This window comes from Streptomyces sp. NPDC020597 (genome assembly GCF_044335095.1).
In the GTDB taxonomy this organism is placed as follows: domain Bacteria; phylum Actinomycetota; class Actinomycetes; order Streptomycetales; family Streptomycetaceae; genus Streptomyces.
On the sequence record NZ_JBIRUL010000006.1, the window covers coordinates 20,084 to 35,714 of the forward strand.

Sequence of the window (15,631 nt, forward strand, 5' to 3'; positions counted from 1 at the left end):
CGTACGGAGGGAGTCGGGGCCGGGTCTGCGCAAGGACGGCAGCCGAAGAACTGCTCAGCCGAAGGCCTTGTACGCGTTCCAGTCCTGCGACAGGACGACCTTGACGGGTGGGTTGGTGTTGGTGCGGGAGGGGTTGTAGATGCGGGTGAAGCCGTCGGAGCCCAGGCGGGCCCAGATGTCGGGGATGCCGTCCTTGTTGACGTCGGGGATGCCGACGGCGGTGGGCACGTTGGCCTCCGTCCAGCTGGTGCCGTACGGCTCGTCCTTGCCGGTGAGGGAGTCGCTGCCCAGCATGAGGGACGGCAGGTCGACGCTTCCGGCGACGGTGCCCGGCTTGCCCTGACGGAGGTACATGGTTCCGTTGTCGAGGTTGCGCCACAGCAGGTCGGGCGTCTTGTCGCCGTTGACGTCGGCGACGTTGACGATGTCGCGGCGGGCCCAGGCGTCGACGTTCATCAGGGTCGCTGTGTGGAAGGTGGCTCCGGTGTAGCCGGAGAGCGCCCAGAACTGGGCGCCGGACCGCAGCACGAGGTCGGGCAGCTTGTCGCCGGTGATGTCGCCGACGGCCTTGATCTGGGTCCAGGTCGAGGGCGCGGGCGCGTTCGCGGGCAGGCGGATGTCGATGCGCTGGGTGACGTCGAAGCTGCCGTAGCCGTCGCCGGGGTAGAGCCAGAACTTGCCGTCGGGGGAGACCGCGAACAGGTCGGTCGAGCCGTCGCCGGGGTAGGTGTCCTGGTAGTGGGCGATCAGGGCGGCCTTGCCGGTGGCCGGGTCGAACCAGTGGCCCTGCGGGTCCGGCTGCTTGGCGGCGTCGTAGGAGGCCTCGAGGCAGTTGTACAGGTCGCCGTTCTCACCGCCGACGCAGGTGCGCAGGTTGCCCTCGGCATTGACGACCAGCAGGTCGGGGGTGTTGTCGCCGCCGGTGTCCATCGGGCCGTCGGCGTTGTCCCGCGGAGGCATGAAGAAGGTGTAGTCGGTGCGCTTGCTGGGGTTGCCGGTGGAGTCGTAGGCGTAGACCTGGAGGGTGTTGGGCCCGGCGTGGGCCGGGGCGAACGCGGGCAGGGTCGCCTTGCCGCTCGTGGCGGGCAGGTCGGCGGGGCTGTTGCCCTCGATGGACCAGCGGAACTTCGACGCGCCCTCGGAGGTGAAGGTGACGGCGCCGGTCGTGCCGAACTTGACCGAAGCCCAGGTCTGCGCTTCGGGCGTGGCCTCGGGGAAAACGTCGCTGTCCACGGTGGGCGGCGGCGGGCCAGAGCCGTCGACGGTGACGGTGCAGCGGTTGCCGCTGGTCGGGTAGTAGGCGGACACCGCTGTCGGGGAATTGCTGTCCTCAGCGCGCACGTCCCAGTGGTAGACGCCCTTGTCGACCAGGGTGCTGGAGGCGATCGTCAGGGTGCCCTTGCCGCTGGTCAGGCTGGTGACGAGGGTGCCGGCCGGGGTGGCCGCGCCGTGCTTCCAGAACCGGAAGCGCAGGCCCTTGAGATTGCCGTCGGGGTCGGTGGACTTCGCCGACAGGACCAGGTTGGTCTTGCCGACGGTGGCGCCGGCGGTGGTGGTGTTGCAGGTGCCGCCGGGGACGCTGGAGACGCTGGACGGCGTGGCGGGCGGGCGGTTGTAGGCGACTTCGAGGGTGGCGCTGGTCGCCTGGAACTTGCGCCAGGTCTGGGTGTCGTTCTCGCTGGAGGCGCGCATGCCGAGGGTGAGGCTCGACGCCCCGCCGTCGGCGGCCTTCTGGGCGGCGGTCTTGACGTTGAACGCTTCGTATTCGTCTGGGCAGGAGCTGGAGGACCAGCCGTGTGCGAAGGACTTGCGCTGGACTTCGCTGGACCAGCTCGGCTGCTTGTTCCAGGTGGTGCCGGAGGAGATCGCGCCGGTCGTCCAGAGCTGGAACTCGCGGTCGGTGCAGGACCAGGAGTGGTTGTTGAGCACCTTGAAGGTGGCGCTGGTGATGGCCGCGCCCTTGAGGGCGGCGTCGTACTTCATCCGCCAGAAGGAGCGGGCGGTGCCACCGGTGTCGTTCTCGTGGCCGACGCGGGCGTCGGAGGTGCCGGAGGAGAAGTTGGTGCCGTTCCAGAAGCTGGTGTTGGGGTACGGCTTGTAGGCCACGGTCCACCCCGCCCAGCCGGTCTTGAGCGGCGGGTCGACGAACACCGGGTACTTCACGTCCGGGTCGGCGAACAGACCGGTCTGTGCGGCGTGCAGGTCGAGGCGGGCGGCGCCGGTGCCGTCGCCGGCGAGTTGCATGGGCATCGGGGCGCTGTGCGCGCCGGGCTCGACGCCGCTCAGGCCGGACAGCTTCAGCACGTCGGCCGGCGTGGCGACCGAGGTGCGCGGCGTGCCCTGGCCCGCGTCGAACTCGGGGTCGCGGCCGCTGGAGTCCCAGGCGAACGGGGTCGCGATGGAGCCGATCTCCTGACCGGAGCCGTCCTGCACCGCGATGCGGCCGGCGCTCGCGTCATGGCGGAAGACGGCCGTCCTCGAGCGCAGCCCGTAGGCCACGGTGGCCAGCGCGTTGTTCTGCGCGGCCTCCTTGTTCTTGACGATCAGGAGCTGGGCGAAGCCGCCCTCTTCCCGGGCGACCAAAAGCAGGTCGACGCCCGGCAGCACCTCGGAGTACAGGGCGCGGGGGCCGTCGAGCACCGGCTCGGGCAGCTGACCGGGCCAGGTGTAGGCGACGGTGTGCCCGGCGACGTCCACCTCGGCCAGCACCGTCGCCTGCGCCTGCGGGCCGTCGGCCAGCGGCGAGCGCGCGAAGGAGCGGTCGGCGCGGTCGGCGCCCTTGCCGGGGGTGCCGCTGGAGAAGCGGACCGGCTGGGCGGGGTTGATCGGCTGGACGCCCAGGCCGCGGGCGGCATTCCGCACCCGCCGCAGCCGGTTGTCGATCGCCGCCCACGTGCCGTTCGCGGTCTTCGCCCGCGTCGCCGTGGCCGTGATCTTCATGCGCAGCCGGCCGTCCGGCTGCGCCCAGGTCTGGGATGTGGCGGTGGTGGCGGTGTCGACGAGGACCGGCTTGCGGGTGCGCCGGGCCTCGGCCTGGGCGGCGCTCTCGTCGCGCGGGCCGAGGCCGGCCTGTCTGGCGTCGGACGCCTTGCGGGCGTCAGGAGGTGAGGGATCGTCAGGGTGCCACCACGGCAACAGCGCGACGGTGAGGGCGGCCAGTACGAGGCCGAGGGTGAGAGCCAGCCTGGTGCGCGTGCGCACGAAGGGGCTGAGGAAACGAGGCGGCGCGGACACGGCGGCGTCTACTCCCGTGTGGACCAGGCGGATAGGGACAGCACGAACAGCCCCGGTCGGCTGGCCGCGGGGCATGGGCGCGCACACCGTCACACGAACCGCGCAGCAAATCCACGTATAAGGATTTTATGAAGTCGTGATGATGCGATGGTGAGTGCTTGACCGGCGCTTGACCGTGCAGCCATTTGCGGCTTTCGATCACCGAAAGTGCGGTCATAGGTACGGGTAATCGCGATCTTGACGACTTATCCCTTTAGGTGACGATCAGTCAACTCTCATCCCGTGAGGCGGATCACATCACGCTCCGGGAGCCCCCGGTGACGGATCTTGAATGATGCGGGGGGCATGACAGAAGGTTTGGGACTCCTCTGTCGTTTTTCTTGCATGCTTTGGTGGGGTCGACGCGTATGCGTGCTAAAAGTCCGCCGTCGTGGCTGGGGCGGTCGCGCCCGGTCAGGACGGAGTCACAACGACGGCGCCGCCGGCAGAGCCGTGTGGCGACCGTCCTTCTTTTGTCCTCCGCCTTGCTGGTCAGCAGTCTGAGTGCGCAGGCGTGGGCGATACCGGGCCCCGGCATGACGCGTGAAGAGGTCAAGCTCCCCGAGCTGCCGGAGAGCACGGCGCTGCCGGCGGACGAGGAGGCGGAGAAGAACCTCACCACCGCGCCCGAGGTCCCCATCGACCCGTATGCGCCGATTGCGGTGACGCCGTGGGCCGGGGACACGGGCGTCGCGACGCTGAAGGCGGACACCGCGCCCGGCACGACGGTTCCCGTGGAGGATCTGCCGATCGCGTTGGGTGTGCCCGAGGGCGGCGATCCGGCCGCGCTCGACGGCACGTGGAAGGTCGACCTGGCGGCGCCGAGCGCGTCGCAGGACGCGAACGTGTCCGGCATGATCATGAAGGTCACGCCGCCGGCCGATGCCGATCCGGCCGCGCAGGTCGCGATCGACGTCGACACGACCGGCTTCGCCGACCTCTACGGTCCGCAGGCCGCCGAGCGCTTCGGTCTGGTGCTGCTGCCGAGCTGCGTCATGGACGCGCCGGACACAGGTGACTGCGCTCCGGACGCCGGCGTGACGACGATGTCGGGCAGGACGGAGAAGCAGCCCCAGCGGCTGCGCAGCTCGGTCGAGGTCGTCCCCGCCAAGGAGGCGCCGACCAGGACGACCGCGGCGAAGAAGTCCGCGACCCGCAAGGTCCTCACCGGCGCGGTTCCGGTCTCGGGTCTGCTGGGCGGGAACGCCGGCTCGACGACGTCCGGCGCCTCGGCGCGCACGGCGTCGTTCCGCGCCGGCGACGCGCTGCCGGTGGTGGACGCCTCCGGTCCGCAGGTGGTCGGTGCGATGGACACCGGGGCCTCGGCCTCCGGCGACTTCACCGCCTCGCCGCTGCTGTCGTCCGGTTCGTGGGCGGCGGGCTCGTCGTCGGGTGCGTTCACCTACTCCTATGACGTGCAGGTGCCGGAGACCGCCGGCGGTCTGATGCCGAAGGTGTCGCTGGGCTACTCGTCGCAGTCGGTCGACGGGCGCACGTCGGCGACGAACAACCAGGCTTCCTGGATCGGCGACGGCTGGGACTACAACCCGGGTTCGATCACCCGGACGTACGCCAACTGCCGTGAGGACTCCAAGAAGGAGGGCTCCAACAACAAGACGCACCGCACCGCGGATCTGTGCTGGGGCTCGGACAACGCGACGCTGTCGCTCGGCGGGATGACGACGGAGCTGGTCTGGGACAAGGACCGGGGCACGTGGCTGACGGCCAACGGGGACGGTTCGCGGATCCAGCGGGTCCAGGACGAGTCGTCGGGCAACGGCGCGTACAAGGGCGAGTACTGGATCGTCACGACGCGTGACGGGACGAAGTACCACTTCGGCAGGAACAGACTGCCGAACTGGAGCGCGGGTCAGCCGGTGACGAACTCGACGCTGACGGTGCCGGTGTACGGCAACCACGACGGCGAGGACTGCTACAAGGCGGGCGACTGGAAGGCGTCGGCCTGCACGCAGGGCTGGCGCTGGAACCTGGACTACGTCGAGGACGTCCACGGCAACGCGATGTCGTTGTGGTGGCAGAAGGCGCAGAACTACTACGCGCGCAACTTCGACTTCAAGAAGCCCGTGGTCTACGACCGCGACGGCTGGCTGGACCACATCGACTACGGTCAGCGCGCCGGCACCCTGTTCTCGGCGACCGCTGCGGCCTCCGTCCGGTTCAAGGTCGAGGAGCGGTGTCTGCCCGAGGGGGGCCTGGCGTGCTCGGACGCGAACTTCGAGGACAAGGACCCGGGCAAGTACCGCATCTGGTACGACACTCCGGCCGACCTGAACTGCAAGCCGGTCACCACGACGTACAAGACGAAGTGCTGGAACGCGGGTCCGTCGTTCTGGAGCCGTAAGCGTCTGACGGAGATCACCACCGAGGCGCAGCGCAAGACGTCGACCACCGCGCGTCAACTGGTGGACAAGCACGCCCTCACGCAGAACTTCCCGGTCTTCAAGGCCGGTCCGAGCCCGAACACCGCCCTGTGGCTGGAGTCCGTCCGGCGCACAGGCTACGACCGCGACGGCAAGAGCGCCGCGCTCAACGCGGTGCGCTTCGAGTCCAACGCCGAGGACATGCCGAACCGGGTGATGCGTCCGAACGACCCGCGTCCGGGGTTCTCGCGGCCGCGGATCGGGCGTGTCATCAACGAGTACGGCGGCGAGACCGTCGTCACCTACAAGCCGGCCGCGGGCGACTGCGCCACCGGCACGGGCCTGCCGGGCAAGACGGACAAGGCGGGCCTGAAGGCCAACACCCGGCTGTGCTACCCGAGCTTCTGGTCTCCGGACCCGGAGGCCGAGGCCATCGACTGGTTCCACAAGTACGTGGTGGACTCCATCGAGGAGCTGCCCAACGTCGACGGCGCGTTCGCGACGAAGACGGCGTACGAGTACAAGAACCCGGGCTGGAAGCTCGCCGACGGCGAGTTCACCAAGAAGTCCACCCGCACGTACTCGCAGTTCGCCGGCGTCGAGCAGACCACGGTGATCACGGGCGCCGACAACGACGACATCAACTCCAAGCGCTCCAAGGCAGTCACCCGCTACTTCCGCGGCATGGGCGACACCGTGTCGATGAAGGACATCGCCGGGGTCGAGATCGCCAAGGACCGTGAGGCGTTCGCCGGCCGCATCGCCGAGGAACTCGACTACGACGAGGCGAACGCCGCCGACACCGACTGGGTCTCGCGCAGCGTCACCGTCCCGGTCGCCACCGAACTGGCCCACCGCGACCGCGACGACGGCCTGGATCCGCTGTACGCCTGGCGCGTCACCGAGCCCGCCGAGATCGCGTACACCAAGTCCTCCGGCACCAACAGCGACGACACCCGCACCGAGCGGGTCGTCAGGACGAACACCACCTACGAGCCGACATACGGTCTGCCCACCCTGGTGGAGTCGCTCGGCGACACCGGCAAGACCGGTGACGAGTCCTGCACCAGGTCCGAGTACGTCCACCAGACCGCCAAGAACCTCATCGGCCTGTCCAGGCAGGTCCTGGTCTCCCCGACCACCTGCGCGGCCGCCGATTTCGCCGACCTGTCCACGCTCACCGGCGGCACCCGCACCGCGTACGACGGGCAGGCCTACGGCGCCGCCCTGAGCTCCGGCACGCTCGGCGAGGCCACCGAGTCCTGGTCGCTGAACGGCGCCGGCACCGGCTGGCAGACCAACGGCACCACGGAGTTCGACGACGTCGGCCGGGTCACCCGGATGACTGACCGCGACTACAAGACCGCCGGCACCCTCACCTACAAGCCGAACTTCGGACAGGTCTTCCAGGTCGTCCAGTCCAACGCCGTCGGCCACTCCGAGACCCGCGACGTCGAACCGGGCCGCGGCACGACCCTGAAGACGACCGACGCCAACAACCACGTCACGCAGGCCGAGTTCGACCCGCTCGGCCGTCTTCTGAAGGCCTGGGCGGCGGACCGGGCGCCCTCCGACTCGGCCGTGCCGGACTTCCGGGCCGTCTACACCATCCCGGAGTACAAGAAGGGCGAGGACCGCAAGCCCTCCTACGTCACCACCTACTCGCGCGGGTACAACGACCGCATCGAGACCTCCGTCACCCTCTACGACGGTCTCGGCCGCGAGCGCCAGACACAGGAGGAGGCGGACGGCGGCGGCAACCTCATCACCGACACGCTGTACAACAGCTCCGGTGAGGTGTGGCAGACCAACAACGCCTACCTGACCCACGAGGCCAAACCGGGCGAGCTGTTCACCCCGGTCAGCGACACGGCCGTCCCGAACATCACACGCTACTCCTACGACGGTTCCGGCCGTGTGCTGGAGGAGATGCCGGTCCTCAAGGTCGCGGACCCGCTGACCGGCGAGTCCAGGTCGGAGCCGGTCCCGGCGCGGGCCACCCGCTACGAGTACGGCCTGGACTGGTCCAAGGTCGACAACCCGCAGGGCACCTCCGACTACCGCGTCTACACCGACGCCCTCGGCCGCACCAAGCGGGTGGACACGTTCAACCAGGACGCGCCCGGCGGCTTCACGTCGATGAAGTACGACTACGACACGCGCGGCCAGATGGTGATGGCGTACCACACCGTCGACAGCACGCACCCGTGGACGTGGACCTACGACAACCGCGGCCGTCAGACGACCGCCACCGACCCGGACACCGGCACCACCTCGACGTGGTACGACAAGTACGACCGCGTGCTCCACACCAAGAACGCCCGCGGCATCGACGTCTGGAACAACTACGACCTGCTGTCCCGGCCCACCGAACAGCACCTGAACACCGCGGACGGCCCGCTCCTGGCCGGCTACACCTACGACCTGGCTCCCGGCGGCAAGGGCATGCCCCACACCGCCACCCGCTACACCGACAACGAGGCCTACACCCAGCAGGTCGACGGCTACAACAAGGACTACCAGCCGACCTCCACCACCCTGACCCTGCCGCAGTCCCTCAAGGACACCTGGGGTCTGGACACGACGTACAAGTACTCCTACAAGTACAGCGACGACGGAGTGCTGGAGGAGTCGACCCTCCCGAAGGCCGGCCGGTTCGCCGAGGAGAAGCTCGTCGTCCGCTACAACAAGGACGGCAAGCCGCTCTCCGTCTCCGGCAAGGACTGGTACGGCTCGGAGACCGTCTACGACCCCTACGGCCAGGTGCTGCGCTCCACGCTCGGCGCCCAGCCCTACCGGGTGTGGACGCAGAACACGTTCGACGAGTCCAGCGGCGAGCTCAAGCAGCAGTCGGTCTTCCGGGAGAAGCCCGGGGACACCTCCCTGGTCGGCCAGAACCCGAACAACCCCTGGCTGGTCTCCGACCGGTCGTACACCTACGACCCGTCCGGCAACGTCACCTCCGTCAAGGAGGGCTCCCTCGGCATCGAGGAGCGGCAGTGCTTCACCTATGACCCGCTGGGTCAGCTGAAGTCGGCCTGGACCTCCAAGGACCAGAGCGCCTGCACCGCGCCGAAGAACAGCGACGGCACGCTCAACGTCGCCGCCGGCAAGGACAACTCCGGCTACTGGCAGGAGTACGAGTACGACCTGCTCGGCAACCGCAAGAAGCTCACCGAGAAGGACCTCACCGGCGCGGCCGCCAAGGACGCCACGACCACCTACGCCTACGGCAAGGCCGACAGCACCCAGCCGCACACGCTGACCAAGGTGTCGAAGACCTACACCACGCCGGCCGGCGCACAGGTCAAGGCGGAGGCGGAGCGTCTGTACGAGCTCACCGGCGAGACCAAGACCGTCACCTCTGTCGAGAACGGCGACAAGCAGTCACTGTCCTGGACCTACGACGGGCAAGTCGACCGCATCACCGGCCAGGGCACCGGCGGCAAGACCCCGTACGTGGGCCTCGCCGACAAGTGCCTCGACCTCAAGAGCGGTGTTCCGGCCACCGCGACGGCGATCCAGCTGTACGCCTGCAACGCGTCAGAGGCACAGAACTGGCGCTTCACCCCCACCCCGGGCACGACGCAGACCGACCGCGACCGGGGCACGCTGAACGTCTACGACAAGTGGTGTGTGCAGCCGGCCGCGGGCACGGTGGGGTCCGCGGTCCAGGTGCAGAAGTGCAACGGCTCGGCCGATCAGGAGCTCAAGCGGAACACCTCCGGCCAGCTCATCCACGCCGCGTCGAACCTGTGCCTGGCGGTGCAGGGCGCGAACTCGGCGAACTCCACCCCGATCGTGCTGGCCGCCTGCGACACCGCGAAGGCCGAGCAGCAGTGGGCGCCGCAGAACGACACCCGTCACCTCTACGGCCCCGACGGCTCCCGCCTGCTGACGATCAAGGGCAAGCAGGCCACGCTGCACCTGGGCGACACCGAGGTCACCGTCCAGCGGGGCGGCGTCCTGGTCAACACCCAGCGCACCTACTCCGCCCCCGGCGGAGCGGTCATGCGCTACGCCTACGGCAACGGCCCCGAGAACCTGGTCGCGCTGACGAGCGACCATCAGGGCAGCACCTACGCCGAGATCGCCATGAGCGGCGAGATGCCGGTGCGGATCCGCAAGCAGGACCCGTTCGGCAACCAGCGCGGCGTCGACACCGCCGGCGTCAACCGGCAGACCCACGCCGGGTTCCTCGGCGCCACCGAGGACGACGCCTCCGGCTACCAGCCGCTGGGCGCCCGCCTCTACGACCCGGTGGTCGGACGCTTCCTGTCCGCCGACCCGGTCCTGGACCTCAACGACCTCCTGCAGTCCAACGGCTACGCCTACGCGCACAACAACCCGGTGACGATGTCCGACCCGACGGGTCTGGCCATCTCGCTGTCCGCCTCCGAGCGGGCCGCGGCACTGGCGGGCGCGGGTCTGTCGGCGGCGCAGGTCGCGCAGGCCCAGTCGATGATGGGCAAGTCCCTGACCTCGGTGATCCTGGCCGTGGCATGGGAGACGCTGAAGGACTTCATCGGCATCAACGACGCGATGGCGTGCTTCGGCGGTGACATGTGGTCCTGTGTCGGCATCGCCGTCGACGCGATCCCGTGGACGAAGCTCGGCAAGATCCCGTCCGTCATCAAGGCCGTCAACCGCACGATCAAGGCGATCGAGTCGTTCCGAGCGGCGAAGAAGGCGGCCGAGCTGGTCCTGAAGGCGGCGAAGGCCGCCGAGGCCGCGGCGCTGAGAGCGAAGAAACTCGCGATCGAGCGAGCCAAGAAACTCGCGGCGCAGAGAGCGAAGAAGAAGGCGGCCGAAGCAGCCAAACGAACAGCCGACAGAGCGGCGGCCGCAGCCAGAAAGACCGGCAACCGAGTCCAGAAGCAGGCCCAGTCCAAGGCAGCCCCGAAGGTCTCGTCCCACGGCGGCGGCGGAAAGGGCGGCGGCGGAGGTTCCAAGCCCGGCGGCAAGTCCGGCGGCTCCTCCAAGAGCAACGGCGGCTCCAGCGGCAGCGGCGGCTCGGGCAAGGCCGAGGGTGGCGGCTCCTGCCCGGTGAGCAACAGCTTCGTGCCGGGCACCAAGGTCCTGATGGCCGACGGCACCACGAAGCCGATCGAGCAGGTCAAGGCTGGCGACAAGGTCGTCGCGACCGACCCGAAGACGGGCGAGACCCGTGTCGAGACGGTCACGGCGGAGATCAAGGGCCAGGGCCTGAAGCACCTGGTCAAGGTCACGATCGACGTCGACGGCAAGGCCGGCACGAAGACGGCCCAGGTCACCGCGACCGACGGCCACCCCTTCTGGGTCCCGGCACTCCGTAAGTGGGTCGACGCCACGGACCTGAAGGCCGGCGAGTGGCTGCAGACCAGTGCGGGCACGTACGTCCAGGTCAGCTCGGTCCAGCGCTGGACGAGCCGCGGCGCGACAGTTCACAACCTGACCGTCGGTGACGTCCACACGTACTACGTGGCGGCGGTCGGGACGTCGGTCCTCGTCCATAACTGTGGTGGTGAGATCGACTATGGAAGCATTTCGTCTGATGGGCGACGCTCCGGAGTCACCGCGATCGTCACTCCGGAAATGGTCGATGCCGACATGGGAACCAAGGCGTCGAGGCGCATGAAACCTCCGGGCTTTGTGAGTGGAGATAATGGTGACGCCCGTGGCCACCTCCTCCCGCAGGCGCTGGGTGGATCCGGGAATACTCCGGAAAACTTCGTCAGGACGACGGCAGCCATCGACAATGGTCCGATGAATGAATTCGAGAAGCTGGTCGTGGCGCATGTCGCCCAGGGCAGGAATACCATCATGTACTCGGCAACACCACATTATCTACCGGGTAGTAATGTGCCGCATGCCATCACCCTCGAAGCCTTCGATGACAACGGGTGGTCCATGGGGCAGACTTTCTTCCAGTAGTCGTTCGAGATGAGGGAACGGCGAGGGCGGAACCTCGTGATGAGGCTCCGCCCTCGCCGTTTTTCCTGTCAGCTTGTTCAGCATCTGTTCATTCAGCCTCGGTCCCATTCATACGCGCCTGGTGACGTCACCAGCACCTCACTCGGCCAGGTCTGCCTCACAGTGTCAAGGAGTTCCTGGTGTTGTTGGATCCAGTCGCTTTCCAGGACGATGGGGATGCTCGCTGACGCGCCTGAGCCGGAAGCGTCCTGTACATGTATGAGTACGATCTCGTCATTGTCCTCGGGCCACTCGACTCTGATCGTCGGCCCGTTTCCTTGGTTGAGCCATTCGACATCCTGACCTGCGCGAAGCGCGGCGAGACATCGAGACCACTCTTCCAGATTCGCTGGATAGAAACAGATGCTTAGGCGTCCATGGATGAAGCTGGTCTCCACCAAGATCTCTGCATCCAGCAAGTCATGCAGGGGGAGTACCTCCGGCGTTCGTCGACCGAGCACGCAAACGCGAAGGCTGGAATCGTCATCCGAAAGTCTGATCAAGTCTGTGGGTCCGTCTACATGCGCCATGTCCGACATTTTACTGACGATGTCCCTGACGCGGCCTAACGGGTTGCTGTGCGGCTGCCCCAGCCTATGAGTAATGAGAGAAGAAGCTCGCAGAGACCACGAAGTCGATCGAGCAGGTCAAGACCGGCGACAAGGTCGTCGCGACCGACCCGAAGACCGGTGAGACCCGTGTCGAGACGGTCACGGCGGAGATCAAGGGCCAGGGCCTGAAGCACCTGGTCAAGGTCACGATCGACGTCGACGGCAAGGCCGGCACGAAGACGGCCCAGGTCACCGCGACCGACGGCCACCCCTTCTGGGTCCCGGAGCTCGGCGCATGGGTGAACGCCACGGACCTCAAGTCCGGCGAGTGGCTGCGGACCAGTGCGGGCACGTACGTCCAGATCACGGCGGTCGACCGTTGGACGGCCCAGAAAGCCGCCGGCCGGCGGCTACGAAATGCCCGTTTCGACCTCGATGGAAATCGCAAGCTGGCTCCTGGAAACGGACTTTCCGCGGAGGAGGTTGTAATGGCAGGTGAATGGGACTGGCTGAAAGAGCAGCCGCCGTCCAGCAAGGTGCCCGAGCCTCTGCACGCACCGACGGCGTCGCCGGCCCTCAACCTCGGTGTGCGGGTGATCGGCAGCAACATCGTCGGAAACGACGTGGTCGAACTCGCCGCGCAGTACATGGCCGAGCATGCTCGGCTCGAACTGTGGATCGGGAGTCATGACCCTCCCCTGGGGTTCCAGCAACAGTTCGAGCGAGGGCGGGCCGCTTCCGAGGGGCTGCTCGTGGCCTACGAGGCTTGGGTCGCGTTCAAGACCGCCTACCAGGCGTCCGGGAAGAAGGTCGACCAGGTGCGCGACGAGCGGGAGAGGCTGAAGGCGGCCCTGCGCACCGTCACCGAAGCCCTCGTGCGTGCCCGGGCCGAATAGCTGAGAAGGCCGGGCGGGGTTCCTGCCTGCCAGCCCGTCCTTCGCGGGTCACATGAATGACCGAGGGGCCTCACCGGAATCGATTCTGGTGAGGCCCCTCGGGTGTTTGGCGAGCTCAGGCGCAGGCCGGCTCCGGACTCACAGGCCCTCCGACGGCCAGGCGTTCCCCAGTCCGCGTCCCGCGCTGCCTTGTAGAAGTCCCCGTGCCGCTTCGTCACCGTCGTTCGGCTGAGCCGCTCCTCCGTCTCGCACAGGTCGAGGAGGGACCTGGCCCTTGCGGATCTCCGTCTCCGGCAAGGACTGGTACGGCTCGGAGACCGTCTACGACCCCTACGGTCAGGTGCTGCGCTCCACGCTCGGCGCCCAGCCCTACCGGGTGTGGACGCAGAACACGTTCGACGAGTCCAGCGGCGAGCTCAAGCAGCAGTCGGTCTTCCGCGAGAAGCCCGGGGACACCTCCCTGGTCGACCAGAACCCGAACAACCCCTGGCTGGTCTCCGACCGGTCGTACACCTACGACTCGTCCGGCAACGTCACCTCCGTCAAGGAGGGCTCCCTCGGCATCGAGGAGCGGCAGTGCTTCACCTATGACCCGCTGGGTCGGCTGTCCTGCTCCGGCCCCTCGGCGGGGAGGGCGTCTGGCGCGGCCAGTGGAGCCGATCGAGTCACAATTGATCTTCCGTCCGTATGCTTTCCTGGCGGACGGTGATGAAGTGGCCGACAGCGAGGGGCGCATGTGGGAATATCGCGCACCGTGGAACTGGACGCCGTTCGACAACGGTCCCGGCACGTTCCCTGTCTGGCCGCTGCACTTGGTCTGCCGTAATGGCGAGGAAAACCTTGACGCGAGTGCGAACGTCGCACGTGCGACCGGGTCTGGGACCCACGGCAGCGAGATCGCCCGTTGGCTCGAGTGCGCAGGGCTTGCTGAGGTGCCGCGACTTCCACCGTCGGTGTTCGGCGAAGATTTTCCGGGCTGAGGCCGGACCGCCGAGTGCTACGACGACCCGAACGCGCCAAAGCCTCAACGACGACCACGGCGGCCTCCTCCTCCAGTGCCGCCGCGACAACGACCTGGGCATGGACCTCACCGATTCCCTGCCGGCATGGCCAGTTTCCCTGGAACAGCGGGAGACGCTGTATCTGGTCTGAACTGTCTGACGGCAGGGGCGACGGCGACCGCTGATCGTGGACACGGCAGGCGGATGGAGGTGAAGGGTGATCAGTCGGTGGCTTTGGGGTGTCCGGTGCCTGCGTAGGTGATCCAGGCGGTGCGGTTGGCGTCGTCGACGAGGTACCAGATGCGGCCGCCGCCGGTGACCTCGTACTGCCAGCGCTCCAGCGTCTGCCCTTTCCAGACTGCGGAGCCGAGCTTGCCCTTGAGGCGGTGGTGGCGCTCGGGGTCGTCGGCGGCTCGCGGGGCGGATCGGATCTTGTCGAAGGCGCGGCGGAGGTTGCCTGCGGCGTGGCGAGAGAGGTGGTCTCAGCCGTTGGCCGCCTCGGTGTTGGCGAAGCGCAGGTCGAATTCGTCGCCGACCGAGGGTGGGGCCGCGCGGTCACCGCGCTTGGGGCTCACTCGGCGGTCTCGCCCTCGGGTACGGGGACAGGGCCGAGGTCGCCGTCGGGCTCGCGGGTGAGGAAGTCGTGCAGGGCCGGGTCGGCGTAGATCTCGGCACTGTGCCGCCACTGGGCGAGCAGCAGCGCGATGGGGGCCAGGTTCTCCAGCGCGGCAGCGCCGCGGGCGGTGTCCACGAGCTCGCCGAGCATCGCCTCGACGTCGTCCTCCGGGAGGAAGACCGACCAGGGCAGGGCATCAGGCAGGGCCTGTCGCAGCGCGGCGGTGTTCTCGGTGCGGACCAGCCCGGCGAGCAGGCGGGCGGTGAAGTCGACCACGGTGGAGTCCTGCGCCAGTTGGTCGGCGCGAATGAGCGCCAGGTCTCTCGCGTCGCGTCGGCGCAGGCGTAGTGCGCGGACCACGTCCAGGCGCCGGGCGGTGGCAGCGGGGTGGTGGAGCAGCTCGCTGAAGGGTACGTCCTCGTAGGCCGTCGGCATAACATCCACAGTAGCTCGGATGTCCTGGCTCGGGTAGCGGGTAGCGGGTAGCGGTCCGGGCGCTGCTCTACAGGTGGCCAGAAACGGGCTGTCGGCGCGGCGCCTCCGACGGGGAGCGAAGCCTGCCCCTCCGAGCGTCGACCTGCTGGTGCTGGAAGGATCTCCTCGGTCACCGGGAGTTTCGCGTGATTCCGGTGGACGCAACAGTTATGGACGAATCGGGTTCACTGTTCGGGGAGACCCTTCTTCTCGCTTGACGTCTTCGCCGCGACGGAAGCGAACGCAGCCCTCTACGAGGGTGAAGCCCGCGGACCGTGTGACGCAGGCCGCCTACGAACCCCATGACCTGGTCGAGGAGTGCGTAGCGCTTCACTTCGGGCAGAGACCGGTGTGTCGGGGGCATCGATCCGATGGGAACACCTTTGAGTGGCGCGTCTACCGGAGGTTGTGACTGTGACGGCGAAGGTCGAGGACGTCATGGACGTCGACGCCTGGATGGCGAGAGCCGAACCCGCCTACGAGAGGC

Annotated in this window: 6 protein-coding genes and 2 pseudogenes; 4 read left to right on the forward strand and 4 right to left on the reverse strand. The window is 68.0% G+C overall.

Going from position 1 to position 15,631, the window contains the following annotated elements; all coding sequences use genetic code 11:
* Positions 1 to 54 precede the first annotated feature (54 nt).
* Positions 55 to 3,234 (reverse strand): DNRLRE domain-containing protein, encoded by a 3,180-nt coding sequence (locus tag ACH4ZA_RS12620; protein ID WP_398429320.1) that lies wholly within the window; start codon positions 3,232 to 3,234, stop codon positions 55 to 57.
* Positions 3,235 to 3,809: 575 nt separating this feature from the next.
* On the opposite strand from ACH4ZA_RS12620, the gene ACH4ZA_RS12625 reads away from it, so the two are divergent.
* Entirely contained in the window at positions 3,810 to 11,567 is a 7,758-nt protein-coding gene (locus ACH4ZA_RS12625) for a polymorphic toxin-type HINT domain-containing protein (RefSeq protein WP_398429321.1), read from the forward strand.
* Between the two features lie 92 nt (positions 11,568 to 11,659).
* Here ACH4ZA_RS12625 and ACH4ZA_RS12630 read toward each other — a convergent pair whose 3' ends face one another.
* Positions 11,660 to 12,145: a DUF5959 family protein gene (locus tag ACH4ZA_RS12630; protein ID WP_398429323.1), complete on the reverse strand. Its 486-nt coding sequence runs from the start codon at positions 12,143 to 12,145 to the stop codon at positions 11,660 to 11,662.
* An 86-nt stretch (positions 12,146 to 12,231) separates the two neighbouring features.
* Between ACH4ZA_RS12630 and ACH4ZA_RS12635 the strand changes: the two are divergent.
* Positions 12,232 to 12,570 (forward strand): annotated as a pseudogene (locus ACH4ZA_RS12635) (polymorphic toxin-type HINT domain-containing protein); the annotation flags it as partial.
* A 374-nt stretch (positions 12,571 to 12,944) separates the two neighbouring features.
* On the opposite strand, the gene ACH4ZA_RS12640 reads toward ACH4ZA_RS12635, so the two are convergent.
* Positions 12,945 to 13,307 carry a small ribosomal subunit Rsm22 family protein gene (locus ACH4ZA_RS12640; protein ID WP_398429516.1) on the reverse strand — a complete coding sequence of 121 codons (363 nt, stop codon included), beginning with the start codon at positions 13,305 to 13,307 and terminating at the stop codon, positions 12,945 to 12,947.
* Positions 13,308 to 13,333: 26 nt separating this feature from the next.
* Here ACH4ZA_RS12640 and ACH4ZA_RS12645 point away from each other — a divergent pair.
* Positions 13,334 to 13,714: pseudogene (locus tag ACH4ZA_RS12645) on the forward strand (hypothetical protein); the annotation flags it as partial.
* Between the two features lie 52 nt (positions 13,715 to 13,766).
* Entirely contained in the window at positions 13,767 to 14,033 is a 267-nt protein-coding gene (locus ACH4ZA_RS12650) for a hypothetical protein (RefSeq protein ID WP_319279239.1), read from the forward strand.
* Between the two features lie 592 nt (positions 14,034 to 14,625).
* On the opposite strand, the gene ACH4ZA_RS12655 is transcribed toward ACH4ZA_RS12650, so the two are convergent.
* Positions 14,626 to 15,105: a hypothetical protein gene (locus ACH4ZA_RS12655; RefSeq protein ID WP_398429324.1), complete on the reverse strand. Its 480-nt coding sequence runs from the start codon at positions 15,103 to 15,105 to the stop codon at positions 14,626 to 14,628.
* Positions 15,106 to 15,631: the final 526 nt, after the last annotated feature.

Coding starts and splice junctions, on each gene's coding strand:
- ACH4ZA_RS12625 (WP_398429321.1), top strand. CDS start 3,810: ATGACGCGTGAAGAGGTCAAGCTCCCCGAGCTGCCGGAGAGCACGGCG.
- ACH4ZA_RS12630 (WP_398429323.1), bottom strand. CDS start 12,145: ATGTCGGACATGGCGCATGTAGACGGACCCACAGACTTGATCAGACTT.
- ACH4ZA_RS12655 (WP_398429324.1), bottom strand. CDS start 15,105: ATGCCGACGGCCTACGAGGACGTACCCTTCAGCGAGCTGCTCCACCAC.